Raw genomic sequence first — 23378 nt, 5'->3', positions numbered from 1 at the left:
TCGTATCGGAGTTCTAACCTAGGACCGTGATCCGGTTCGGGGACAGTGTCAGGTGGGCAGTTTGACTGGGGCGGTCGCCTCCTAAAGAGTAACGGAGGCGCCCCAAGGTTCCCTCAGAATGGTTGGAAATCATTCGAAGAGTGCAAAGGCATAAGGGAGCTTGACTGCGAGACATACAGGTCGAGCAGGGACGAAAGTCGGGCTTAGTGATCCGGTGGTACCGCATGGAAGGGCCATCGCTCAACGGATAAAAGCTACCCTGGGGATAACAGGCTTATCTCCCCCAAGAGTCCACATCGACGGGGAGGTTTGGCACCTCGATGTCGGCTCATCGCATCCTGGGGCTGAAGTAGGTCCCAAGGGTTGGGCTGTTCGCCCATTAAAGCGGTACGCGAGCTGGGTTCAGAACGTCGTGAGACAGTTCGGTCCCTATCTGTCGTGGGCGTAGGAAATTTGAGAGGAGCTGTCCTTAGTACGAGAGGACCGGGATGGACGTACCGCTGGTGTACCAGTTGTTCCGCCAGGAGCACCGCTGGGTAGCCAAGTACGGACGGGATAAGCGCTGAAAGCATCTAAGCGTGAAGCCCCCCTCAAGATGAGATTTCCCAATTAGTAAGACCCCTTGAAGACGACGAGGTTGATAGGTTGGAGGTGGAAGCGCAGCAATGTGTGGAGCTGACCAATACTAATCGGTCGAGGGCTTATCCTAAACATAAAACGCAAATTATCTCGTATTCAGTTTTCAGAGATCAAACTCTGTAACGTTTGGTGTCGATGGCGGAGGGGTTCCACGCGTACCCATCCCGAACACGACCGTTAAGCCCTCTAGCGCCGATGGTACTTGGACCGCAGGGTCCTGGGAGAGTAGGACGATGCCAAGCAGCGAAAGACCACTTTTGAGATTTATTTCTCGAAGGTGGTCTTTTTTTGTTGTTTGTATTGTTTGGATAGATCTACGGGAGTGGCCGACTGTCCATCGTTACTCGCATTCGGCTAACGAACCGTCGTATCCTAATTGGCTCGAAAAACTGGATTTTTTGAATTTAACGAATCTGAATAGCGTTATTTGGCCGAAATCAGGCAAAAAGTACGTGTTATACGGAAATAGCGACCTGAGGATTCGTTAGAAAACCATATACACAAATTTTGAGGAAATAAGGTGCTCTGAGTTCGTTAGCCGAATCAAGGCCAACATGCCGAGCGGCCCCGACCTGCACTACACTCGTTCCGTACTCGGGTGTAGTTTAATCGCATATCTCACCCATTTTAATATGCATTTTTTACCTGTATACCCTTCAACCCCCTTTCAAGTTTACAGGGATTTACGCCCATACTACAGGGTAGGAGGTGGAAGACATGCCAAATCAATTCAAATTGCTCTTGCTTTTTCTAGGGTTGGCAATGATGCTAACCAGTTGTGAATCTTCAGCAACTCGACACCACAAGTTTGCTCAATCCCCTAAAACTCAAGACGGCATCACACCTTCCTCATATACAGATGAACAAGCGCAACAAGTATTGGCACGTAGGCTTCCGAAGAAGATTCATGCGCGAGGGATTTATGTATCTGGGTGGGTTGCAGGGAGTAACAAGGCGTTGAATCGATTGCTCGGGCTGCTCGAACGGACAGATTTGAATACCCTTGTTATTGATGTGAAGGCAGATGAGGGGATTTTGACATACTCTTCTTCTATCCCGCTAGTGAAGGAAGCTGGTGCGGATCATCATCCTGCCATTCAAGATATTCGTGCCTTAGTCCGTAGATTGAAAGCTAAACAGATCTACACGATAGGGCGTATTGTTACTTTTAAAGATCCATATCTCGCGAAGAAGAAGCCAGAATGGGCATTACATAAGAAAAACGGAGACGTATGGCATGACGTGAAAGGTACAGCATGGCTAGACCCGTACCTTGAGAAGACATGGGACTATAATATTGCGATTGCGGTAGAAGCTGCACGATTAGGTTTTGATGAGATCCAGTTCGATTATGTGCGGTTTCCAGACAATGCGAGACGTGTTAATCAGGAGGTTGTTTTTACGCATCAACAAGGCCGAACACGAGCGGAAGCCATTCGTCAGTTCCTTCAACGCGCTCGTCCAGCGATTCATGCTGCAGGTGCTTATGTATCTGCCGATGTATTCGGACTGGTCACGTCCGAGAAGAATGATATGGGGATTGGCCAAGTGTGGGAACAAATTGCAAGTGAAGTAGACTACATATCGCCTATGACCTACCCTTCCCATTATTCCAGCGGGACTTATGGAATCGCCCATCCGGACTTGACGCCTGGCAGTGTCATTAAGCATGCGATGATCGATGCTAAGAAACGGAATGAACAAATGTCATCCTCGAATACAGAGCGTGTTATCGCATCCAATACGCAGAATCGACGTTCAGGCAATGCTCCCGCAGAGATCAGACCCTGGTTGCAGAATTTTACTGCCACATGGGTGCGCTCTCATCGGGCTTATGGGGAGAGCGAAGTAATTCAGCAAGTTAAAGCGTTAGAGGGACAAGGGATACACCAATTTTTGCTATGGAATTCGAAGTGCAAATATAACTACAAATAACTGAATTATATGACTATTTCGGATTCCTTGACTAGCCTATACCCCCTTTGCTAAGATGAACAATAATATTTGACGGCAATACTTATAAACTACAGATTTAAGGGAGGAACTATCCGGTGTGGGAAACGAAATTTGCTAAAGAAGGATTAACTTTTGATGATGTGTTGTTGGTACCTCGGAAGTCAGAAGTGTTACCGCGTGAGGTTGATACTTCTGTATCGCTCAGTAAATCGGTGAAATTGAACATTCCTCTTATCAGTGCAGGTATGGATACAGTAACGGAAGCTGCACTCGCGATTGCAATGGCACGTGAAGGCGGTATTGGGATTATTCATAAAAATATGACGATTGCACAACAAGCGGAAGAAGTCGATCGTGTGAAACGTTCTGAGAGCGGCGTTATTACGAATCCTTTCTCCCTTACACCTGACCACCACGTTTATGATGCAGAAGCATTGATGGCGAAATATCGCATCTCTGGTGTACCGATCGTCGACGAGGATAAGAAGTTGGTCGGGATCTTAACGAACCGCGATTTGCGTTTCGTACATGATTTTGCGATCAAAATTAACGAAGTGATGACACGCGAGAACCTGGTAACTGCACCAGTTGGTACAACACTTCAGGAAGCTGAAGGCATCCTTCAGAAGCACAAAATTGAGAAGCTTCCAATTGTGGATGAGACGAATACCCTTAAAGGCCTTATTACGATTAAAGATATTGAGAAAGCCATTCAATTCCCACGCGCTGCAAAAGATGCACAAGGTCGCTTACTCGTAGGTGCAGCGGTTGGTATCTCCAAAGATACATTCGAACGGACTGCAGCGCTTGTGGAAGCCGGCGTTGATGTGATTACGGTTGATTCGGCGCACGGACATCATATTAACATTATCGACGCGGTTCGCAAGATCCGTGAGCTGTATCCAGATCTTACGATTATCGCGGGGAACGTCGCTACAGGCGAAGGTACACGTGAATTAATCGAAGCTGGCGCATCCGTGGTCAAAGTCGGTATCGGTCCAGGATCGATCTGTACAACACGTGTTATCGCAGGGATCGGTGTTCCGCAAGTAACGGCTGTTTATGATTGTGCAACGGTTGCTCGTGAACATGGTATTCCAATTATCGCAGACGGCGGTATTAAATATTCCGGCGAGATCGTTAAAGCGATAGGAGCAGGGGCAACAGCGGTGATGCTAGGAAGCCTATTCGCTGGTACAGAAGAAAGCCCAGGCGAGACAGAAATCTACCAAGGCCGCAGCTACAAAGTATATCGTGGCATGGGATCCCTTGGCGCTATGAAAGAAGGAAGTAAAGATCGTTACTTCCAAGAGAACGAGAAGAAACTCGTCCCAGAAGGTATCGAAGGACGTGTTGCTTACAAAGGGCCGTTAGCAGACACCATTCACCAATTGATCGGCGGTTTGCGTGCGGGTATGGGCTACTGCGGCACAGCAACCATTGATGAATTGAAGAACGATACACAATTCGTTCGGATTACAGGTGCGGGTCTTCGCGAGAGCCATCCGCATGATGTACAAATTACCAAAGAAGCACCGAACTACTCGGTTTAAAGGGAATTTTATAGGTCTATATCGCGCAGGCAGGGTTCTAATCCTTGCCTGTCTTTTTTTTGTGTACAAGCGTGTGTTACAATGATTTATAGGTTTTTTAATCAATATTATTTGTGTTATGTACGAGAGGGGAATTATCTGTTTTGAAAAAGATGAATAATGATAAATTACGTGAACATAAAAAACGTCAAATGTTGAAGAAGACGATTGCCATATTCTTAGGATTCCAACTACTATGCGGTGCGCTGGCTCCTGCAGGCGCGATTTTCGCAGAAGGTGAGACGAAGACGACTACAACGACAACACAGTCGCTCACGAAGGATATTACATCTGCCAATATTAAAATGCCTACCGCTGAATCGTTGAACCTCGAAGTGAAATCAGCGATTTTGATGGATGCCGCGACGGGCCAATTGCTTGTTGATATTAACTCAGACGAGGCTTTGCCACCGGCGAGTATGACGAAGATGATGACCGAATACATTGTTCAAGAACAAGTAAAGCAAGGGAAGCTGAAATGGGATGAAATCGTAACGACAAGCGAAAATGCATCCCTAACCAAAGGATCACGAATCTTCCTCGCTCAAGGGGATCAGCATACCGTAGAGCAGCTCTTCATTGCGATGGCGGTCGGTTCGGCCAATGATGCAACGGTAGCACTTGCAGAACGCGTTGCCGGGTCGGAACAAGAGTTCGTGAAATTAATGAATGAAACGGCACAAAAAATGGGCATGAAAACGGCATACTTCATTAACGCAACGGGGCTAAGCCGTGCGGATATGCCTGAGAAATACCGTCCAACCGAAGACCGGGAGACAGTTGTATCGGCACGTGACATTGCAAAGCTAGCTTTGCGGATTGTTGAAGATCATCCGGATTTCTCCAGATTTACGACAATTCAATCTTACAAATTCCGTGAGCGTGATAAAACGCCGATTATTAACTATAACTGGATGCTGGAATCCAATGCATCCATTCCTTCATTCAAACGTTATGCTTATCCTGGGTTGGATGGACTCAAAACAGGGCATACTTCGCAAGCAGGATTCTGCTTCGCGGGAACAGCAACACGTAACGGTATGCGTCTGATCAGTGTCGTCATGGGTGCCAAGACAGAAGCGAAGCGGTTCATCGAGACGAAAAAAGTCCTTGATTATGGATTCAACAACTTCGAAGTGAAGCAAGCGGTAGCCCCTAAATCGGTTGTTCCAGGTGCAGACAAGGCGAAGCTGAAGAAGGGTAAATCCACAGAGGTATCGGCGGTAACCGAGTCTGCTGTGAGCTTCGTTGTACCAAAAGGCGCGAATACTGACAAGGTCACCTTTACAACCAAAATGGACGAGACGTTGGTAGCTCCAATTAAGAAGGGCCAAAAAGTCGGAGAGATCACGTATACGTTCAAATCCGACAATGGCGACCAGAAGAAGACAGTAAATCTGGTTGCATCGGAGGATGTAGAAAAGGGCGGATGGCTGCGCTTATTCTTCCGTGCGATTGGCGACTTCTTCAAGGATTTGTTCTCTGGAATTAAAAATCTGTTCTAAATTGCTTGAATTCCGAGCTAGATGGTTGTCTATTTCAAGTGCATACTGTAAAATATTTTGTTAGATTCATGCATTCTTCAAAGAGCTGTATCGATCTATAAATCCATTGATTTAATATATTTCGGGGGGCAGAGCATAATGGAAACAGGAACATCTCGTGTAAAAAGAGGTATGGCAGAAATGCAAAAAGGCGGCGTCATCATGGACGTCATGAATGCTGAGCAAGCAAGAATCGCTGAAGCAGCAGGTGCAGTAGCAGTTATGGCACTTGAGCGCGTTCCTTCGGATATTCGTGCAGCAGGCGGAGTCGCTCGTATGGCGGATCCAACGATCTTTGAAGAAGTTGTTAAGACGGTATCCATCCCAGTTATGGCCAAAGCTCGTATTGGACATTATGTTGAAGCAAAGGTATTAGAAGCACTGGGTGCTGACTATATTGATGAGTCCGAAGTGTTAACACCTGCGGATGAAGTTTTCCATATTAATAAGAAAGAATTCACAATCCCATTTGTATGTGGCGCCAAAGACCTTGGCGAAGCACTTCGACGTGTAGGTGAAGGTGCATCGATGCTTCGTACGAAGGGTGAACCAGGAACAGGCAACATCGTTGAAGCGGTACGTCACTTGCGTCTAATTAACAGCCAAATCCGCAAGGTTCAGAACTTGTCCAAGGACGAGCTGTATGCTGAAGCGAAAAACTTAGGCGTATCCTATGATTTGTTGCTTGACGTTCATGAGACAGGCAAATTGCCGGTTGTTAACTTCGCTGCAGGCGGCGTTGCAACACCATCCGATGCAGCATTGATGATGCACCTAGGTGCAGACGGCGTATTCGTTGGTTCAGGAATCTTCAAGTCCGACAACCCTGAACGTTTCGCACGTGCGATTGTTGAAGCAACAACACATTACACAGATTACAAATTGATCGCTGAAGTGTCGAAGAACCTTGGTACGCCAATGAAAGGGATCGAAATCTCCAAATTGAGCGCATCCGAGCGCATGCAAGATCGCGGCTGGTAAGAAGGAAGGGACTTGCAATGAAAGTTGGCGTATTGGCGCTGCAGGGAGCTGTAGCTGAACATATTCGCAGTATTGAGCAAGCAGGCGCAACAGGCGTAAGCGTGAAGCGTGTGGAGCAATTGGACGAGTTGGACGGCTTGATCATTCCGGGTGGCGAGAGCACGACGATTGGTAAATTAATGCGCAAGTATGACTTTATTGATGCGGTTCGTAGCTTCTCGGCACAAGGGAAGCCGATCTTCGGCACTTGTGCAGGACTTATTGTTCTTGCGGAGCGAATTGAAGGACAAGACGAGGCGCATCTCGAATTAATGGATATGACGGTTGCGCGTAATGCGTTTGGTCGGCAACGCGAGAGCTTCGAGACGGATTTGCCTGTACAAGGAATTGATGAGCCCATTCGTGCCGTATTCATTCGTGCACCGCTCATTACGCAGGTTGGTCCAGAGGTGGAGGTCCTCTCCACCTTCAATGGAGAGATTGTAACAGCACGGCAAGGGCACTTGCTAGCAGCTTCCTATCATCCGGAATTGACAGACGATGTGCGTCTGCATGAATATTTCCTGGATATGATTAAAGATTCTGCTGTTGTAGAACGATAATCCATAAGGTAAATAGACACCTTGACTCTTTGTAAACAAGGGTTAAGGTGTTTTCATTGGAGGGAAATCATTTGTTAGATGTAAAAATTTTACGAAATGAATTCGGACGTGTGGAGGAAGCGCTTAAGAATCGCGGTAAATCGCTTGATTTGATCGCTGAATTCCCAGCGCTTGATGTTCGTCGTCGTGAACTGCTGCAAGAGAGCGAGACCCTGAAGAATCGTCGTAACGTGGTTTCGCAAGAAGTAGCTAGACTGAAGAAAGCGCGTGAAAATGCAGACGACTTGATCCTTGAGATGCGCGAAGTATCGGATCGTATCAAGGAATTGGATGAAGAAGTGCGTGTGCTCGATGAGAAGATCACAGAGCTAACGCTAGCAATTCCGAATATCCCAAGCGATGCAACACCTATAGGCGCTTCTGAAGAAGATAATGTTGAGATTCGTAGATGGTCTGAGCCTGCGAAGTTCGATTTTGAGCCGAAGGCACATTGGGATATTGCACAAGACCTTGGCATTCTGGATTTCGAAGCAGCAGCCAAAGTAACGGGATCACGCTTCGTATTCTATAAAGGGCTTGGCGCACGTCTTGAACGGGCTCTATTGAACTTCATGATGGATCTACATAGCGATCAGCACGGTTATGAAGAAATTCTACCGCCGTACATTGTCAATCGCGACAGTCTGATCGGTACGAGTCAATTGCCGAAGTTCGAAGAGGATCTATTCAAGCTGCGCGATACAGATTATTATCTCATTCCAACAGCTGAAGTGCCTGTCACGAATATTCATCGCGAAGAGATTCTGAATGTGGAAGATTTGCCGAAGAAATTCGTTGCGTTCAGTGCATGTTTCCGTTCGGAAGCAGGTTCTGCAGGTCGCGATACGCGTGGATTGATTCGTCAGCATCAATTCAACAAGGTAGAGCTTGTGAAGCTCGTGAAACCGGAAGATTCTTACGCTGAACTCGAGGATCTGACCCAGAATGCTGAGAAGGTATTGCAATTGCTTGAATTGCCTTACCGTGTCCTGACATTATGTACTGCGGATATTGGATTTGCATCGGCGAAGACATATGACCTTGAAGTCTGGCTTCCTGAGAGCAACATGTATCGTGAGATTTCTTCGTGTACGAACTTCGAAGATTTCCAAGCACGTCGTGCGAATATTCGGTTCCGTCGTGATGCGAAAGGCAAACCAGAGTTCGTGCATACACTGAACGGATCAGGTCTTGCCATCGGCCGTACAGTCGCAGCCATTCTTGAGAATTATCAGCAAGCGGATGGTAGTGTGCGCGTTCCTACTGTTCTCCAGCCTTATATGGGCGGCCTAGAAGTAATTTCTAAGAAATAGGACTTGCATTTTAGGTGCATACTATGGTAAGATCTTTTTTGTCACGAAAAGATTTTATCTGGAGAGGTACCGAAGTGGTCATAACGGGGCGGTCTTGAAAACCGTTAGGGTGCAAGCCCACGTGGGTTCGAATCCCACCCTCTCCGCCATAACCTACAACATAACCAGGCTCTAGCGTCGTTCATCGATGTTAGGGTCTTTTTTCATTATCGGGACCGCACGCTTTGGCGATGTTGCATAAAAGGTATCCTCCCTTCACAGAATAGGTGTGTACGTAAGTAGGAGGTGCCAGTTATGCAGAATAATGAACCGATATCGGTTGCCCAGGAGCAACTTGTGAACGCTTGGCAGCAGACACTGCCAACGACACTGCAAGAAGGAGATCATGCCCAGGTAGAGCCAGATGGAGCTAATCCGCAGGCGCTGCGCATCCATATTGAGGCCGCGGGACGTCAAATGTATACATTTGATTTTCAATGCGCTTATGTGGACTCACGTGAAGTGAAGGTAGATCTGGTGGATGTCGAACGTGATGGTGTAACCGTCGATGAGCGCACCCAGGTGATTCAAGAAATGGCTCAGACGTATACACGCAATATTCATGAATGCGCACAGGCGCTTCACGACATCACGCATGAACATTAGAATTGGAATTCATCGTTCAGCGAATAGGATCAAGGAGGCAGCAGTATGACGAAAGCGAAAGGCGCTGTGGATAAAAATCTAAGCAATGTAGTGGACGATTTGAATCAGACCGCAGTGAACAGTCATCAAGCGCAACAGCAGCAGCAAGATCGCAATGATCGGCGTCATCAGGATGCCTTGAATCATGACCACACAACCGATACGAAACATCCATAATAGGAGGGTACAATTCAATGGCCAAGTCCAAAGCAATACCTGTTCCTGAAGCACAGCAGAAAGAACGCCATCACCAGGCCGACAATGGTACTGGACAACAGGAACCGTTATCCGGCTCGAAGAAAACTAAACAACATAACCATGTGAGCCACAACAATCCGCAAGGGTAGTACTTTCCATAAAAAATATGAAAAAAAGGCCTTATTTCTAATTAATTTTAGATTTAAGGTTTTTTATTTTATAGATATCTTATATAATAAATAGTATAGTAACTAAACTAATTGAATAGAAACTGTTCAAGACAAGAAGGGGAAATTTTATGCAAGAACATGCAAGCGCCGTAGCCGCGCAGTCCACACGTAAACATTTGAGAACACCACTGCCAATTATTTTGAAGCGAGTCGTCTTTATTCTAATTGGTGCCATCTTAATGGCTGTTGCTCTAGAGTTCTTCCTGGTTCCGAACAATATTATCGATGGCGGGATTACAGGGATATCAATTATTTTGTCGCATATTACGGGATTAAAGCTCGGTCTCTTCCTATTCGTACTCAATTTACCGTTCTTATTCCTTGGTTATAAACAGATTGGTAAGACTTTTGCACTATCCACATTACTTGGTGTATCGGTGATGTCCATTGGTACGGTGATGTTCCATCATTCGCCTTCATTCACAGATAATCCGCTGCTCGCGGCTGTATTCGGAGGCATCCTGCTCGGGATTGGGGTCGGACTTGTTATTCGGTTCGGCGGTTCCCTGGATGGTACGGAGATCGTGGCGATTCTTCTCAATAAGAAGGTCCCTTTCTCCGTAGGCCAAATCGTTATGTTCTTTAACCTTTTCATTCTTAGCTGTGCAGGATTGGTATTTGATTGGGATCGTGCCATGTACTCCCTGATTGCTTATTTCATTGCTTATAAGATGATGGATACGACTATTGAAGGCTTCGACGAGTCAAAATCGGTCTGGATCATTAGTGATAGCCATCGTGAGATTGGGGAAGCGCTCCTTAGCCGTCTAGGCCGGGGTGTTACGTATCTCAACGGGGAAGGCGGATTCTCTGGTGATGACAAGAAAGTGATTTTCGCGGTGATTACCCGTCTAGAAGAAGCTAAACTGAAGACCATTGTGCAGGAATTAGACCCGTCGGCCTTCCTCGCGATTGGCAACATTCATGATGTTAGCGGTGGAAGATTCAAGAAGAAGGATATCCACTAGGATAAAAGTACTATTTGAGAAATTTTTGAAAATATTACAGAAAACCGTTTGCAATTCATGGGAAATGTACTATGATAGTACGGTATGAAATTTTTCTATGGATTGAGGGGGAAATTGATTTGAACAGGAAGTTATGGATGTCCGTCGTCATGGGTATGCTAGCGATCATGCTCGTATTATCCGGTTGTGGGGCGAAGAAAGATCCGAAGGAAGCACTTCAAGCAGCTATGGACAATGCTGTCAAAATGAAATCGTATGATTTCAAGGCATCATTTGTTCTTAATGATCTGAACGTATCCAGTCCAGAGCTTACAGCGAATCCAGAAGTAGGCATGGTCTATAATATGCTTAAGAATGCTCAGGTTACAGTGACAGGTGCTTATCAGAAAGATCCAATGCAAATGGAGATGAACGTGGATCTGACGATCAAAGGTGATGCATCCTTCACGCTGAATATGCCGATCGTTATGACGAAAGAAAAAATGTGGGTGAAGATACCAAGCATCCCAATGATTCCGATGCCAGAGAACCTGGTTGGCAAATTCGTTGAGATCGATATGAAGAAGCTTGCTGAACAAGCGGGCGAGAGCACAGTTCCAACGTTCGATACTGCGAAGTCGCAAGAATTGTCGATGGATATTATGAAGATCTTATTCGAGAAATTCGATGGCAAAACATTCTTCCAAGAGGTAGATGCGAAGTCTGTTACATTGCCTGAGGGCGTAGAAGCGAAGCAAGTTGTTAAGCTAGCAATCAACAACGAGAATTTGGAGCAGGGTCTTACAGTTCTTGTGAAAGACGTTGCACCGCAAGTGCTTGATTTGCTCGCAAGTGATAAGTATAAAGACATGATTCCAAGCTTGAAAGCTGAAGATATCGCAACAGCGAAAAAGGACCTTACAGACGAAGCGAAGCTGAAAGAAGCGCTAGCTGAGATCAAGAAGGGCTTCAAAATCAACGATCTGAACGTTGTAACAGCTGTGAACAAGGATCAATTCCCTGCATATCAAGAAGCAAACATCAATGTGGATGTAACTGCTGAAGGATCTACCGTGAAAGTAAATGCGAAAGTAACATCGGAGTACTCCAACATTAACGGTAAACCAAGCTTCAAAATTGGTACGCCTCCACAAGACGTAATTCCGATGGAACAGCTTGAACAAATGTTCGGCGGCGCTGGAGTTGCTGCAGAATAATAGAGAAATCCGCCCGTAACTGGGGCGGATTTTTTGGTTGTCTATCTGAACGGCTGTTGACCCTGCAAAGTGGGTCAGCAGCCGTTTTGCGTTATGTGAGCACCTTTGTTGGGCGGATTTCCGTCATACCTCGCATATAGGGCTGCAGCGCTGCAGGAATACGAATCGACCCGTCTCCCTGTTGATGGTTCTCCAGCAGCGGAATCAGAATGCGCGGTGTAGCCACCATCGTATTGTTCAGCGTATAGCAGAATTGGGGCTTGCCTTGCTCATCGATGAATCGGATCCGCGAACGGCGGGCTTGGAAATCGAGCAAGCTCGAAGCCGAATGGGTCTCACCATAAGCGTCCCGGCTTGGCATCCACGTCTCAATATCGAATTGTTGATAATTCTTTTGTCCCATGTCGCCTACACTTACGGCGACGATGCGATAGGGCAGCTCGAGTAATCGTAGCAGCTCTTCACTGTTGGCCATCATCTCGTGCAGGATCGACTCCGCTAGGCTGAGGTCGTTCTTGCAGATTACGACCTGTTCAACCTTTGCGAACTGGTGCACACGGTACAGGCCGCGTACATCGCGTCCAGCTGAGCCAGCTTCTCGGCGGAAGCAATTCGACACCGCGGCGAGTTTGATTGGCGCTGCGACATCGACAATCTCGTCGCTGTAATACGAGACGAGGGGGACTTCGCCGGTACCGACGAGCCAGGCGTTATCCTCTGGTACGGCATAGGTTTGCTCGCGGCCACCCGGAAAGAAGCCGGTGTTAATCATGGCGTCCTCCCGTGCGAGCAGCGGGACGTCCATCGCGGTGAAGCCTCGATCCATCAGGAGATCGAGGGCGAGCTGCTGCACGGCGCGGTGCAGGCTGAGGCCCGCGCCTCGCAGGAAGTACTGCCGCGTGCCGGCGACCTTGACGCCGCGCGCGAGATCGAAGAGATCACACGCCTCGCCGAGGGCGATGTGATCTCTCGCCTCGAAGTCGAAACGGGGGGCTGCGCCGACCCGTTTCACTTCGACGTTGTCGGCGTCGCTCACGCCTGCGGGCGTGGCGGGCGACGCCATGTTCGGCACGAGCAGCATCAGCTCGTGCCAGGTCTCGAACGCGTCGCGCAGCTCGCGTTCGCGTGCCTTCAGCACGGCGCCATGCTGCCGTGCCTCGGCTTGCAGGCGCATCGCTTCGCTCGATGCGCGGTCTACGCTCGCGCCCTGCTGGGCGAGCGTGTTGCGTGCGCGCCGCAGCGCTTCGACTTGCTGGAGCAAGTCGAGCCTCCGCGCGTCAGCCTCGAGCAGCGCCGCGATTGATACGGCGATGCCTTTCTGGTCTGCGATGTGCTGCAGCTGCTCTGCATGATCTCGAATAAATTGAATGTCTAACATAATGGTGGTCTCCTTCCGCTAACGCGTTATTGTGGTAAAAACACAAAAAGCGCCCCTCATCCGATTGGGACGAGGAGCGCTGTGCTCGCGGTGCCACCCAACTTGATTCGCATGTGCCCGATGGCACGTGCAAATCCACTTTGGTACCGCGATAACGGAGCGGTGACCGGTTAACTTAGGGAGTTCATGAGGGGTGACCTGGAACTCTTGTCGCAAACGCCTCCGAGTTGGAATCTCTTCATCGGCATATTTCCGATCTGAAATTATTGTATGCATTATAGCGCAAAATGGTTATATCCACAAGTGGATAACTTATCGAATCTACGTTCATCTTCGAAGAGCATATGCTTACGTTCTTTGGAAACATTTCAGGTCCGCATTTAGGTTTTGCCTGAACATGCATTTTTTAGAGCTTAGTCCTTCGATTTATTCTTCCTCAGCTTGCGGAAGAAATTCGTCAGCAAGGCCGCGCATTCTTCCTGTGCGATGCCATCGATGACCTCCGTCCGGTGGTTGAACCTCGGTTCTTGTAATAGATTCATCAGTGTTCCTGCACAGCCAGCCTTCGGATCCGTCGTGCCATAGACAACCGTTGGAACCCTTGCTTGAACGATTGCGCCCGCGCACATTGGACAAGGCTCTAACGTGACATAGAGTGTGCAATCGAGCAGGCGCCATGCGCCTAATTTCTCACTGGCCTGCCTGATGGCGATTAATTCGGCGTGAGCCGTCGCATCGAATGTCGTCTCGCGCAGATTATAACCGCGGCCGATAATTTGATTCTGCCAGACGACCACCGCGCCAATCGGCACTTCACCGATCGCTTCAGCCTTGTGCGCCTCTAGAATCGCTTCGCGCATCCAGTATTGGTAAGTATTTTCATGCATGGGATAGATCCTCCTGCGATTTGTTCGACGAACATTTATTCGTTGTTAACATGATGTGCACAAATCTGTGGATAACTTGCGGGTTGTACACAGACTTATACACATATTATCCAATTCATCCACAGAACTGTGTGTAAAATGTGAATAACATAGAATCTATTGTAGGAAATTATCCCTTGGTTATCAAGTTTGAACATTTGTTCTTTGCCAAATAGAGTGGAAGGGGTTATTATTAAAGGTAACATCATCCAGAATTAGCCTACCCGAAGTGTTATAAGGTGGAGTGAACTTTGTCGATTAAAGTGAAATTATCTCTCATTATATCAAGCACGCTGATCGTTATTATGTTATTTAATATCGTACTCAGTTATTTTTCTACGAAGGAGAATATGCGCGAAGACAGTGAGAATAAAATGATGGCCACCGCAAAGCAAATTGCGATAGAGTTCGAACAGGCGCGAACGGGGGCCGCATATGTCGAACAGCTGATAAGCGAGAAGTTATACATGGCTTCCATTACGGCGTCTCGTGAGCTTGATCCTGATATTCACCAAGTCCGCGATGAGGACCTGAAGCAGCTCAGCCGCAGGCTTGGCGTTTCGCACATTTCGCTTCTAGCACCTGTTAACGGGGAGTTGGTTATTCAGCGCTCATCGAATATATCCGATCAGGGACTCGTGGCGAATAATTGGTATTACGGCTATGCTGCCTTCCAACAATTCATTCATCCAGCCGAGCTTAAGGAAGATAAGCCACTAGAGAGATTCTGGGCTGCTCCTTTAGATACGAGTGCCAGAACAGATCTTACGGATAAACGAAGTTTCTATGAAGACGGCAAACGCAACTATATTATAAGTACATATATGCTAGAAAGTGATCTCAAAGATTACGAGCGAATATCCGATATGAACGAGATCGTTCGCAAGACGATCGCGGCCAATCCGAATATTCTTGAAGTGACAGGCATCTATCCTCAATTGTTCAAACTCGCCTCCGCACTTGATTTGTCGAACCCTCTCGATGATCGCGTAGGTTATTATCATACGGAACAACCCATCGTATTTGGCAGTTACACCTATGTGGATCCAGTGAATGATATTGCGTATGTAGAGAAGGCTGCTCGTGGCGAATATATTAGCTATGAAGCAGAGATCAACGGCAAGCATGTTACGAAGAGCTTCATTCCCGTGTCGAATGATGACTCTTACTTGATCAGCATTGTGATGGATTATAAAATGATCTCGAGCGTCTTGAATGAGCAGCTTGTGAACTATATCGCGATATCGATCGTACTGCTGGAGATTATGATCATAACGAGTTATTTGATCGCTGGTCGAATGATTCGTCCCCTTCAATCGATCTTGGATAAGGTCAATGATGTGGCGAACGGTCACTTCGGTGCTCGGCTCAAAATTAAGAGTAAAGACGAGCTGGGGCTTCTCGCACGGCGGATTAATATGATGGCGCGGAACCTCAGTATTTATACCAATCAGTTGCAGCAGACCTATGAAGAGAACCGAGCGATGAAAGAGTATTTGGAATCGTTCATTAATCAGACCGCGGACGCCATCCATGTTGTCGATTTGGAGGGTCGCGTGATTCTAGCGAATTATGCCTTCCAGCAACTCTTCGGATGGAATACAGAGCAGATTGTCGGGAAGCATATTACGATCATACCAGAATCAAGGCAAGAAGAAGAGGAGCGGGTAATGAACTGGCTCATCTCTGGGAAGAACCTGATGGCGCGCGAGACGCAGCGTATGACCAGGGACGGCAGGCTGGTGGATGTGAGTGTATCGACTTCTGCCATCTATGATGAGAATGGTCACTGTATCGCCTTTGCTAGCATTACCCGAGATGTGACGGAGCATAAGAAGATGGAAGAGCTCCTTCGCCGGTCGGAGAAGCTCACAACGGTTGGGCAGCTAGCAGCGGGGGTTGCGCATGAAATTCGTAATCCGTTAACCACCCTTCGGGGTTTTCTGCAATTCCAGCAGCAGAAACAAGTGCTTAATCTCAACCATACGGACATTATGCTCTCAGAGCTTGACCGAATTAATCTGATCGTGAGTGAATTCTTGATCTTGGCGAAGCCGCAGGCGGTGCACTTTCAGAAGAAGGATGTACGGTATATACTAGGGGATGTGATCTCCCTTTTAGATAGTCAGGCCAATATGGTGAATATCCATTTTGATACGCATTTTACGCAAGAGCCTTGTGTGATTGAGTGTGAAGAAAACCATTTAAAGCAGGTGTTCATCAATATATTCAAAAATGCATTTGAAGCCATGCCGTCTGGGGGTACGATTAAGTTAATTACGGAAATTTGGAATGAGAAGGATGTACGCGTACAAGTTATCGACCATGGACATGGGATTCCAGAGGAGAACATCTCCAAGCTGGGCCAGCCGTTCTATACGGATAAGGAGACCGGAACGGGTCTTGGTCTGATGGTGAGTCAGCGTATTATTCATAATCACAAGGGTACACTGGAAATTACGAGTATTGTCAATGTTGGTACGACCGTAACGATCCAATTGCCTGTATTCTATGAAGTGCAACTAGACAATCCGCCTGGGTTGATTTAAGATTTTTAGAGGTGAATGGCAGTGCGAATTAATAAATTTATTAGTGAGACCGGTTTTTGTTCACGACGTGAGGCGGACAAACTAGTCGCTGACGGCAAAGTGACGATTAATGGGATCGTTGCTGAACTAGGAAGTCAAGCTGAGACAGGTGATGATGTGCGCGTTAATGGCCGTCCGATTGCGGATGCGAGCAAACATGTCTATATCCTGTTGAATAAGCCTGTGGGCATTACTTGTACGACAGAGTCCCATGTCCCGGGAAATATTGTTGATTTTATAAAGCATAAAGAACGAATATTCCCTATTGGTCGATTGGATAAAGATTCGGAAGGGCTAATCTTGCTCACGAATGATGGGGATATTGTGAATCGGATTTTGCGGGCAGAAGGACGGCATGAGAAGGAATACATTGTAACGGTGAACCGCCCTATCACACCTCAGTTCCTGCAAGGGATGGCGAGTGGTGTACGAATTCTAGGTGCGATGACGCTGCCTTGTACGGTAACTCGGATTAGCGAGCGGGAGTTCCGGATCATTCTCACGGAAGGGAAGAATCGTCAGATTCGTAGAATGTGCCAAGCCTTCGGTTATGAAGTAAAAAAGCTGCGCCGCATTCGGATTATGAACATTCATCTAGGCTCCCAGCGCGTTGGCACATGGCGAGATTTAACGCCGGCAGAGAAGGCCGAACTAGGGAAGACGCTGCAATACGAGCTAGGCTAATAGGATCGGGTAAGAAGAAAGGCGCTTCGTTCAACGAAGCGCCTTTTTCATGGCTAAATAATTATTTTTTTACGGTAATGCTCTTCGTGTCCTCATTGTTCACGAACTTCCGCATGATCGAGATTTCTACTCGGCGGTTCTGTGCCCTTCCTTCGACAGTTGCGTTGCTCGCCACAGGGTGGTATTCCCCTTGGCCGATGACGCTGAACAGCTTCGGATCTAGCTTCGGATTCTGCAGCAGAATCTTCATGAATTTCGATGCCCGCGTGGAGCTCAACTCCCAGTTGGATTCGAATTCGGAATTCGAGATCGGTTGATTATCCGTATGTCCCGCGATAATTATCTCATATCCCGGGAATTGCTCGAGCATATCCGCCATGGTCACGGCTAGATTACGGGATTCCGGCTTGACGGTCGCGCTGCCTGAGGCGAATAGCGCAGTGTCACTGATCGTGATTAGGAGCTGGGATTGATTGAGCTTCGTACTGAGCTGTGACGTCAACTTATTCTCCTGAATATATTGGTCCAGCTTCTTTTTAATTTTGGCCATGTTCTCTTCTTCTTGCTTCATGGCAGTCATTTTGTCTTTATCTTTGATATCGACATTTCCTGTGTTCTTATCCTCGTTATCTTTCTTGCCGTTCGCAGGGCCAGTCTTGATGACAGCGGTCTGATCCAAGATGCCTGTACTTCCACTAAAAGCGGCATTAAAGGCTTGGCTCATCTCTTCGAATTTCTTCGCATCAACAGCACTCATCGAGTAGAGTACGATAAACAATGCAAGCAATAGGGTTAGAATATCGGCATAAGGAATGAGCCAGGATTCATCGATGTGTTCATCGTGATGGGCTTTTCTACTCTTTTTGCTCACCGCCGGATTCCCCCTTTTCCTCCATTTTCACGCGTTCTGCAGGAGTTAGGAATACAGCTAGCTTCTGGCCGATCGCGATCGTAGATACACCCGATTGGATGGATAGCAGACCTTCAACCATCATTAATCGTACTTGAATTTCACGCTCAGAGAGACGCTTTAATTTATTCGCGAGGGGATGCCAGATAACATATCCGGTAAAAATACCTAATAGTGTTGCGATAAACGCGGCTGCGATCGCTTTGGTTAGATGCTCCATCGAGGACATGTCCGATAAAGCAGCGATTAGACCGACAACGGCCCCGAGTACCCCGAGCGTCGGTGCGTACATCCCCGCTTGTTGAAAGATCAGTGCTCCCGAACGGTGACGCGTCTCGGTTGCATTAATGTTCTCCATTAAGACGTCGCGTACGAAATCTTGTTCGTTCCCGTCGATGATCATTCGCATACCGTTGCGCATGAAATCATCGTCAATCTCTTCGACTTTCGCCTCTAGCGCAAGCAGACCTTCACGACGCGTAATGCTCGCCCATTCTGTGAAGAGACGGATCAATTCTGTACGGTCGATCAATTGCTGCTGCTTGAACACGAGGCCAAACAGTTTAGGTATCTTCTTCAGCTCGGACATTGGGAAGGCCATACATACCGATGCTGCTGTACCGACAAAAATAATCATAAAGGCAGCTGGGTTGTAGAGCGACCCTAAGGGAGCGCCTTTCAAATACATCCCGACTATAATCGCAGAGAGACCTAAAATAATACCGGCTAATGTTGATTTTTCCACGTGCACACCTCATCCATGAGAAATAAAATAGGTACCATCCTTAGTTATCGACGCTAGTCGCCAAATTGGGCGGTAAAGAGTTGTAATATACTATTTATCGTCAGCTTTAGTCAAAAAATTTAGGTATAATAAAGAAGGAATTGTGCTTGGACAGGACAAGGTTAGGAATGGAGTGAGGTTCATGGGAGTTAAACATGGCAGAGAATATGCGGATATTTTGGCGGATTTAATGACCGCCGTTGCTCAGATTCCGGATTGCTATGAGTTCTTTGAGATGACGGCTGAGGAATGGGAGAGGTTAGGGGAAGGAGAACGGAAGGAAGTGCTTGAAGCGTTGGCGGATGATGTGTTCTACGGGCTTGGACAGGATAAGATCATCCAGGTAGGCAGCGCTGAAGTAACCTATGATTCGAATTTCCACTTAATCGATGTGAGCATTGGAGAGAACATCGTCGCGATGATCAAGCTCACTTAGCTGGCAGATCGCACAAAAAAACACGTCATACTTCTCATATGGATGAGAGGTACGGCGTGTTTCTTCTATTTATTGCGGTTATTATTTCTTCGCTGCGAGCCATTTCGCTACGTTTGCGATTTCTTCTTCTTTTAGCTTGTCTTTAAAAGCTGGCATCATGCCGCCTTTACCTTTAGTAATCGTCTTGAAAAGCTTTTGTTCGTCCAGCTCTGCTCCGATTTTCTGCAAATTCGGCCCAACGCCGCCTTCCAGCGAGTTACCATGACAAGAGATGCAGTTTGCTTTTACGGTTGCTTCTGCTGCCGCTGCATCAAGCGTAACTTCAGGCATCTTCGCTTCTTGCTTCTGTTCGCCTTTAGGACCAACGTTCAACGTAAACATCAATACAATGGCTAAGGTACAAGCCCCGAAAAATAATGTGCTCATAATCCACTTTTGCATATGTTCGCCCCCTTTGCATGCTACTTCTTAAATTTACCACAGCTATACACCATCGTAACACTATATTCCAAAAGGTGTAAATGACAATTTTGTGACTAACGCTCAAATCGACCGCTTATCGTGATGAATGTCCTTGCCAGACCATGCAATGGAATTCGCCGATGCCTGTTGGGGTGCGTCTGTCATATGTGTCGGTAATTACAAAACCTACCTTTTGATAGGTGCGAATGGCTCGCTTATTCCAACTATGTACTTCAAGATCAATTTCATCTTGCGGCGAACGACGGATAGCTTCTTGTACAATGGTTTCCATAAATCGGCTTCCTAATCCTTGTCCGCATAAATCCGGTCGCATGCAGACGCCGAGCCGTGTCACACCAACCATAGGGAAAAATTGCGCGAATCCGATCAACTCGCCGTTCGGTGATTCAATCGCACGGTATTGCTCCTGACGAAGCTCAGGGTCTCCGAACTCGATTCCAATCTTCTGCATGTCCTCCCAAGGTAGGAATCCATAAATATTATAGGGCGGTTCGAACTCCCAGCTGCAGACGGCTGCGGCATGCGCTTCTGTCATTAGGACGATCTGCATGGCAGGCAGGTTGTGTTGGAATGCGTCCATCGTTGACCTCCTCTACTCAAATCGATATTGTTATATTATAGCAAAAAGGAGGCGGTAGAACATGGGACAAGGCAACATCGTATCTATGACTTGGGTGCATGAGCATTTAGGGGATTCGAACGTGATTTTGGTGGATTGTCGGTTCATGATGGGTGGGGCTGCACCGAACGTGGGACAGCAACAATATGAAGCGGGACATTTGCCAGGTGCTTATTATTTGGATTTGGATCGGGACTTGTCCTCTTCCGTGGGTGAACATGGCGGGAGACACCCTCTGCCGGATATCGATACACTTGCATCGAAGTTCAGCAGCATCGGTATCGATGCGTCCAAGCATGTGGTTGCTTATGACGATCAAGGCGGCATGATGGCGAGTCGACTATGGTGGCTCTTGCAGTACACGGGACATACTGGCGGTGCTTCGATCATGGATGACGGCTTCACGACTTGGGCTGAGCGGGGATATCCGACAACAACCGAGATACCGGAACCGACAAGTTCTGCAACTTATGTGCCGCAGATCGACAATCGATCCATCATCCATATCGACGAGTTGCGTCAAGAAATGACGAAGTCCGGCGTCCTCCTCATTGACTCGCGGGAAGCCCCACGATATCGCGGTGAGGTAGAGCCGATCGACGCTGTGGCCGGGCATATTCCGGGTGCGCTGAACGCATTCTGGAAGGAGTCGCTGGACGGGCAAGGATTATGGCGTTCGGCGGATGAGCAGAAGGTTCGGTTCGTCAAGTTAGGCGCGGATCAAGCGGAGACCATCATCGTCTACTGCGGATCGGGCGTGTCGGCCTGCCCAAATGTGATCGCACTGCAGGAAGCGGGATATAAAAACGTAAGATTGTATGCGGGAAGCTGGAGCGATTGGATTTCGTATGAGGGGAATCCGATTGCGACGGGAGAAGAGTAAGAGCTGAAAGGCCGCGTCGGACGCAGGCCGGAGGGCTGTGACAGGTGGTAAGTAAGTGACCTGTTGCAGCCCTTTTTGGGCTTTCTTGTTCAACAGTCATCGTAGCGCAACCTTAAAAGAGTGTAAGACAATTGTCATCTAGATCAATAGTATCAACCTATTTGCTCCTGTATGCTAATTTTATCCATCGATGGGATTCGTTTTTAGGGGGAGTTGGCGTGAGGCTTTTTGAAATGCTGCTATTCTTTTCAAGTGCTTGTTTGTTGGCCTTCCTGTTCATTTTCAATCAACGTATCCGAAGATCAGCTTTACTCCTGACAAGCGGAGCTGGCTCCATTTTGTTAGTCATACATTTGCTTGTCGAAGGATACAGGGTTCAGTTTTTATTTTTATACGGATTTACGATCCTGATGCTTATGCTTTCGCTTAGAGACGTTTTCATAACGCAGAAACCCGTTCGGACTGCCTCGCGAATCCGTAGGGTGCTGGGCCGCCTTTTTATCATGATTGGGTTAACCGTAACGGCGTGCTTCCTCTATGTGTTTCCCGTATTCGACCTTCCGGCGCCAACCGGCGAGATGAAGGTAGGCACGCAAGTCTTTCGTTTCGTCGATCCAAACCGGGAGGAGACATTTGGCAAAGCCGCGACAGGTAAGAGAGAATTGATGGTTCAAGTATGGTATCCGGCTCAAGCTGGCACCGGCAAGTACGCCCCCTTTATTCCCGATACCCAGATTTTACGTTATATGGCCGCGAACTATGGCCTACCCGGATTTACTTTTCAACACCTGAAGTTCGTATCCAGTCATGCTTATTCGGGGGCCGAAGTCTCTTCGGCACAGACTTCATACCCGCTGATCCTTACGAATCCCGGCTTCGGCTCTTCCAGGTTCCTCCACACGGCGCAAGCCGAAAATCTCGCGAGTCACGGATATATCGTGGCAGTGATCGACCACACCTACAACACATTTGCTACCGAGTTTCCTGATGGTCGAATCACGACCAGCACAACCAACGACTTATTCTCGCCCGACAATGATTACCGAACGGAAAGCGGAAACCGCGACAAGTTGGGAAAAGTGTTAACCGACGATGTGGCGTTTGCGCTTGACGAATTTGAGCTCATCCAATCAGGGCAGATTCCAAGTCATCTAAAAGGGAGGATTGATCTCAGCCATGTCGGGGTTTTTGGTCATTCCATCGGTGGAGCGACGGCCTATGACGCTTCTTACGATCCGCGAATCGCGGTTGGAATAGACTTAGATGGAGGGCTTTATCGACTGCGTGACAGAGAGGGTCTGCGAAAGCCGTTTTTGTTCATGAACTCGGAAAGCGAATTCGTAAAATTAAAAATGGTGATGGATAACCGGGTCTACACGGATTCAGAGCTTAGCCGTATGGATAACACACGAGAGTGGATGGATCAAGTAACGAAAGACAAAAAGTTGGAGCTTGAACGGATGCGCGAAACGGTTGCCGCAGGGGGACAATTCCTCTATATCGACAATACGGAGCATTTGAATTTTACCGACGTACAGTTCATTTCTCCGATTTTCAAAATGCTGGGCGTTACAGGAAAGATTGCTCCAGAAAGAGCGAACTCCGTTATCAATGCCTATATGCTGGATTTCTTCGATATGTATCTGAAAAATCAAGGAGGAATCTTAATGAAAGGACCGGATAGCCGCTTTCCGGAGGTAAAGTTCGTAACCTCGCTATTATAAATTACGGAGCAGGCTGCCGAT

Annotated in this window: 22 protein-coding genes, 1 tRNA gene and 2 rRNA genes (1 of these 25 only partly in view); 19 read left to right on the top strand and 6 right to left on the bottom strand. The window is 47.5% G+C overall.

The window, feature by feature from the left end; translation table 11 throughout:
- From GCU39_RS23830 to GCU39_RS23770, 14 genes are all read left to right on the top strand, one after another.
- Positions 1-709 (top strand): 23S ribosomal RNA (locus GCU39_RS23830) (it extends 2222 nt beyond the left edge of the window).
- 55 nt (positions 710-764) lie between these two features.
- A 5S ribosomal RNA gene (rrf, locus tag GCU39_RS23825) occupies positions 765-881 on the top strand.
- A 475-nt stretch (positions 882-1356) separates the two neighbouring features.
- Positions 1357-2574, top strand: coding sequence for a putative glycoside hydrolase (locus tag GCU39_RS23820; protein WP_152395739.1), 1218 nt, complete (start codon positions 1357-1359; stop codon positions 2572-2574).
- Between the two features lie 116 nt (positions 2575-2690).
- Entirely contained in the window at positions 2691-4148 is a 1458-nt protein-coding gene (gene guaB / locus GCU39_RS23815) for an IMP dehydrogenase (protein ID WP_152395738.1), read from the top strand.
- Positions 4149-4300: 152 nt separating this feature from the next.
- Positions 4301-5692 carry a D-alanyl-D-alanine carboxypeptidase family protein gene (locus GCU39_RS23810; protein WP_152397406.1) on the top strand — a complete coding sequence of 464 codons (1392 nt, stop codon included), beginning with the start codon at positions 4301-4303 and terminating at the stop codon, positions 5690-5692.
- 135 nt (positions 5693-5827) lie between these two features.
- A complete protein-coding gene (gene pdxS / locus GCU39_RS23805) occupies positions 5828-6712 on the top strand; it encodes a pyridoxal 5'-phosphate synthase lyase subunit PdxS (protein WP_227793662.1) in 885 nt (294 codons plus the stop codon).
- A 17-nt stretch (positions 6713-6729) separates the two neighbouring features.
- A complete protein-coding gene (gene pdxT, locus GCU39_RS23800; protein ID WP_152395736.1) occupies positions 6730-7314 on the top strand; it encodes a pyridoxal 5'-phosphate synthase glutaminase subunit PdxT in 585 nt (194 codons plus the stop codon).
- A 71-nt stretch (positions 7315-7385) separates the two neighbouring features.
- Positions 7386-8666 carry a serine--tRNA ligase gene (gene serS / locus GCU39_RS23795; protein ID WP_152395735.1) on the top strand — a complete coding sequence of 427 codons (1281 nt, stop codon included), beginning with the start codon at positions 7386-7388 and terminating at the stop codon, positions 8664-8666.
- Between the two features lie 60 nt (positions 8667-8726).
- A tRNA-Ser gene (locus tag GCU39_RS23790) sits at positions 8727-8815 on the top strand.
- Positions 8816-8960: 145 nt separating this feature from the next.
- Positions 8961-9311 carry a hypothetical protein gene (locus GCU39_RS23785; protein ID WP_152395734.1) on the top strand — a complete coding sequence of 117 codons (351 nt, stop codon included), beginning with the start codon at positions 8961-8963 and terminating at the stop codon, positions 9309-9311.
- Between the two features lie 45 nt (positions 9312-9356).
- A complete protein-coding gene (locus GCU39_RS31645) occupies positions 9357-9527 on the top strand; it encodes a hypothetical protein (RefSeq protein WP_193726600.1) in 171 nt (56 codons plus the stop codon).
- 17 nt (positions 9528-9544) lie between these two features.
- Complete coding sequence (locus GCU39_RS23780) at positions 9545-9697, top strand: small acid-soluble spore protein P (RefSeq protein WP_018759309.1); 153 nt, start codon at positions 9545-9547, stop codon at positions 9695-9697.
- A 149-nt stretch (positions 9698-9846) separates the two neighbouring features.
- A complete protein-coding gene (locus GCU39_RS23775; protein ID WP_152395733.1) occupies positions 9847-10746 on the top strand; it encodes a YitT family protein in 900 nt (299 codons plus the stop codon).
- Positions 10747-10865: 119 nt separating this feature from the next.
- Positions 10866-11942 carry a DUF6612 family protein gene (locus GCU39_RS23770; RefSeq protein WP_152395732.1) on the top strand — a complete coding sequence of 359 codons (1077 nt, stop codon included), beginning with the start codon at positions 10866-10868 and terminating at the stop codon, positions 11940-11942.
- Positions 11943-12033: 91 nt separating this feature from the next.
- Here GCU39_RS23770 and serS (GCU39_RS23765) read toward each other — a convergent pair whose 3' ends face one another.
- Positions 12034-13320 carry a serine--tRNA ligase gene (serS, locus tag GCU39_RS23765; protein WP_152395731.1) on the bottom strand — a complete coding sequence of 429 codons (1287 nt, stop codon included), beginning with the start codon at positions 13318-13320 and terminating at the stop codon, positions 12034-12036.
- Positions 13321-13733: 413 nt separating this feature from the next.
- On the bottom strand, positions 13734-14207 hold the full coding sequence (tadA, locus tag GCU39_RS23760; RefSeq protein ID WP_152395730.1) for a tRNA adenosine(34) deaminase TadA: 474 nt from the start codon (positions 14205-14207) through the stop codon (positions 13734-13736).
- A 290-nt stretch (positions 14208-14497) separates the two neighbouring features.
- Here tadA and GCU39_RS23755 point away from each other — a divergent pair, with 290 nt between their 5' ends.
- Positions 14498-16795: an ATP-binding protein gene (locus GCU39_RS23755; RefSeq protein ID WP_152395729.1), complete on the top strand. Its 2298-nt coding sequence runs from the start codon at positions 14498-14500 to the stop codon at positions 16793-16795.
- Positions 16796-16816: 21 nt separating this feature from the next.
- Positions 16817-17518: a 23S rRNA pseudouridine(2604) synthase RluF gene (gene rluF / locus GCU39_RS23750; RefSeq protein WP_152397405.1), complete on the top strand. Its 702-nt coding sequence runs from the start codon at positions 16817-16819 to the stop codon at positions 17516-17518.
- A gap of 61 nt (positions 17519-17579) precedes the next feature.
- On the opposite strand, the gene motB is transcribed toward rluF, so the two are convergent.
- Complete coding sequence (motB, locus tag GCU39_RS23745; protein WP_152395728.1) at positions 17580-18389, bottom strand: flagellar motor protein MotB; 810 nt, start codon at positions 18387-18389, stop codon at positions 17580-17582.
- On the bottom strand, positions 18373-19173 hold the full coding sequence (gene motA, locus GCU39_RS23740; protein WP_152395727.1) for a flagellar motor stator protein MotA: 801 nt from the start codon (positions 19171-19173) through the stop codon (positions 18373-18375). Before motA ends, motB begins: the two co-directional genes overlap by 17 nt.
- 181 nt (positions 19174-19354) lie before the next feature.
- On the opposite strand from motA, the gene GCU39_RS23735 reads away from it, so the two are divergent.
- Positions 19355-19648, top strand: a complete 294-nt coding sequence (locus tag GCU39_RS23735) for a hypothetical protein (RefSeq protein ID WP_152395726.1) — start codon at positions 19355-19357, stop codon at positions 19646-19648.
- Between the two features lie 81 nt (positions 19649-19729).
- Here GCU39_RS23735 and GCU39_RS23730 read toward each other — a convergent pair whose 3' ends face one another.
- Together GCU39_RS23730 and GCU39_RS23725 are read right to left on the bottom strand one after the other, a co-directional pair.
- Positions 19730-20089, bottom strand: a complete 360-nt coding sequence (locus GCU39_RS23730) for a c-type cytochrome (RefSeq protein WP_152395725.1) — start codon at positions 20087-20089, stop codon at positions 19730-19732.
- A gap of 115 nt (positions 20090-20204) precedes the next feature.
- The gene (locus tag GCU39_RS23725) at positions 20205-20711 is read right to left on the bottom strand and encodes a GNAT family N-acetyltransferase (RefSeq protein ID WP_152395724.1); all 507 of its coding nucleotides are present in this window, start codon (positions 20709-20711) and stop codon (positions 20205-20207) included.
- Positions 20712-20772: 61 nt separating this feature from the next.
- Between GCU39_RS23725 and GCU39_RS23720 the strand changes: the two genes are divergently transcribed.
- Positions 20773-21633: a sulfurtransferase gene (locus tag GCU39_RS23720; protein ID WP_152395723.1), complete on the top strand. Its 861-nt coding sequence runs from the start codon at positions 20773-20775 to the stop codon at positions 21631-21633.
- 218 nt (positions 21634-21851) lie between these two features.
- On the top strand, positions 21852-23357 hold the full coding sequence (locus tag GCU39_RS23715; protein WP_152395722.1) for an alpha/beta hydrolase family protein: 1506 nt from the start codon (positions 21852-21854) through the stop codon (positions 23355-23357).
- The last annotated feature ends 21 nt before the right edge of the window (positions 23358-23378 follow it).

It is taken from the genome of Paenibacillus guangzhouensis (assembly GCF_009363075.1).
GTDB lineage: Bacteria > Bacillota > Bacilli > Paenibacillales > Paenibacillaceae > Paenibacillus_K > Paenibacillus_K guangzhouensis.
Note: the sequence above shows the minus strand (reverse complement) of the source record. Positions and strands in the feature narration are given on the sequence as shown.

Excerpts from the sequence above, each read along its gene's own strand:
- GCU39_RS31645 (WP_193726600.1), top strand. The coding sequence starts at position 9,357 with ATGACGAAAGCGAAAGGCGCTGTGGATAAAAATCTAAGCAATGTAGTG.
- GCU39_RS23810 (WP_152397406.1), top strand. The coding sequence starts at position 4,301 with ATGAATAATGATAAATTACGTGAACATAAAAAACGTCAAATGTTGAAG.
- pdxT (WP_152395736.1), top strand. The coding sequence starts at position 6,730 with ATGAAAGTTGGCGTATTGGCGCTGCAGGGAGCTGTAGCTGAACATATT.
- GCU39_RS23780 (WP_018759309.1), top strand. The coding sequence starts at position 9,545 with ATGGCCAAGTCCAAAGCAATACCTGTTCCTGAAGCACAGCAGAAAGAA.
- GCU39_RS23720 (WP_152395723.1), top strand. The coding sequence starts at position 20,773 with ATGGGACAAGGCAACATCGTATCTATGACTTGGGTGCATGAGCATTTA.
- GCU39_RS23725 (WP_152395724.1), bottom strand. The coding sequence starts at position 20,711 with ATGGACGCATTCCAACACAACCTGCCTGCCATGCAGATCGTCCTAATG.
- tadA (WP_152395730.1), bottom strand. The coding sequence starts at position 14,207 with ATGCATGAAAATACTTACCAATACTGGATGCGCGAAGCGATTCTAGAG.
- GCU39_RS23730 (WP_152395725.1), bottom strand. The coding sequence starts at position 20,089 with ATGCAAAAGTGGATTATGAGCACATTATTTTTCGGGGCTTGTACCTTA.
- GCU39_RS23785 (WP_152395734.1), top strand. The coding sequence starts at position 8,961 with ATGCAGAATAATGAACCGATATCGGTTGCCCAGGAGCAACTTGTGAAC.
- GCU39_RS23820 (WP_152395739.1), top strand. The coding sequence starts at position 1,357 with ATGCCAAATCAATTCAAATTGCTCTTGCTTTTTCTAGGGTTGGCAATG.
- GCU39_RS23775 (WP_152395733.1), top strand. The coding sequence starts at position 9,847 with ATGCAAGAACATGCAAGCGCCGTAGCCGCGCAGTCCACACGTAAACAT.
- GCU39_RS23735 (WP_152395726.1), top strand. The coding sequence starts at position 19,355 with ATGGGAGTTAAACATGGCAGAGAATATGCGGATATTTTGGCGGATTTA.
- serS (WP_152395731.1), bottom strand. The coding sequence starts at position 13,320 with ATGTTAGACATTCAATTTATTCGAGATCATGCAGAGCAGCTGCAGCAC.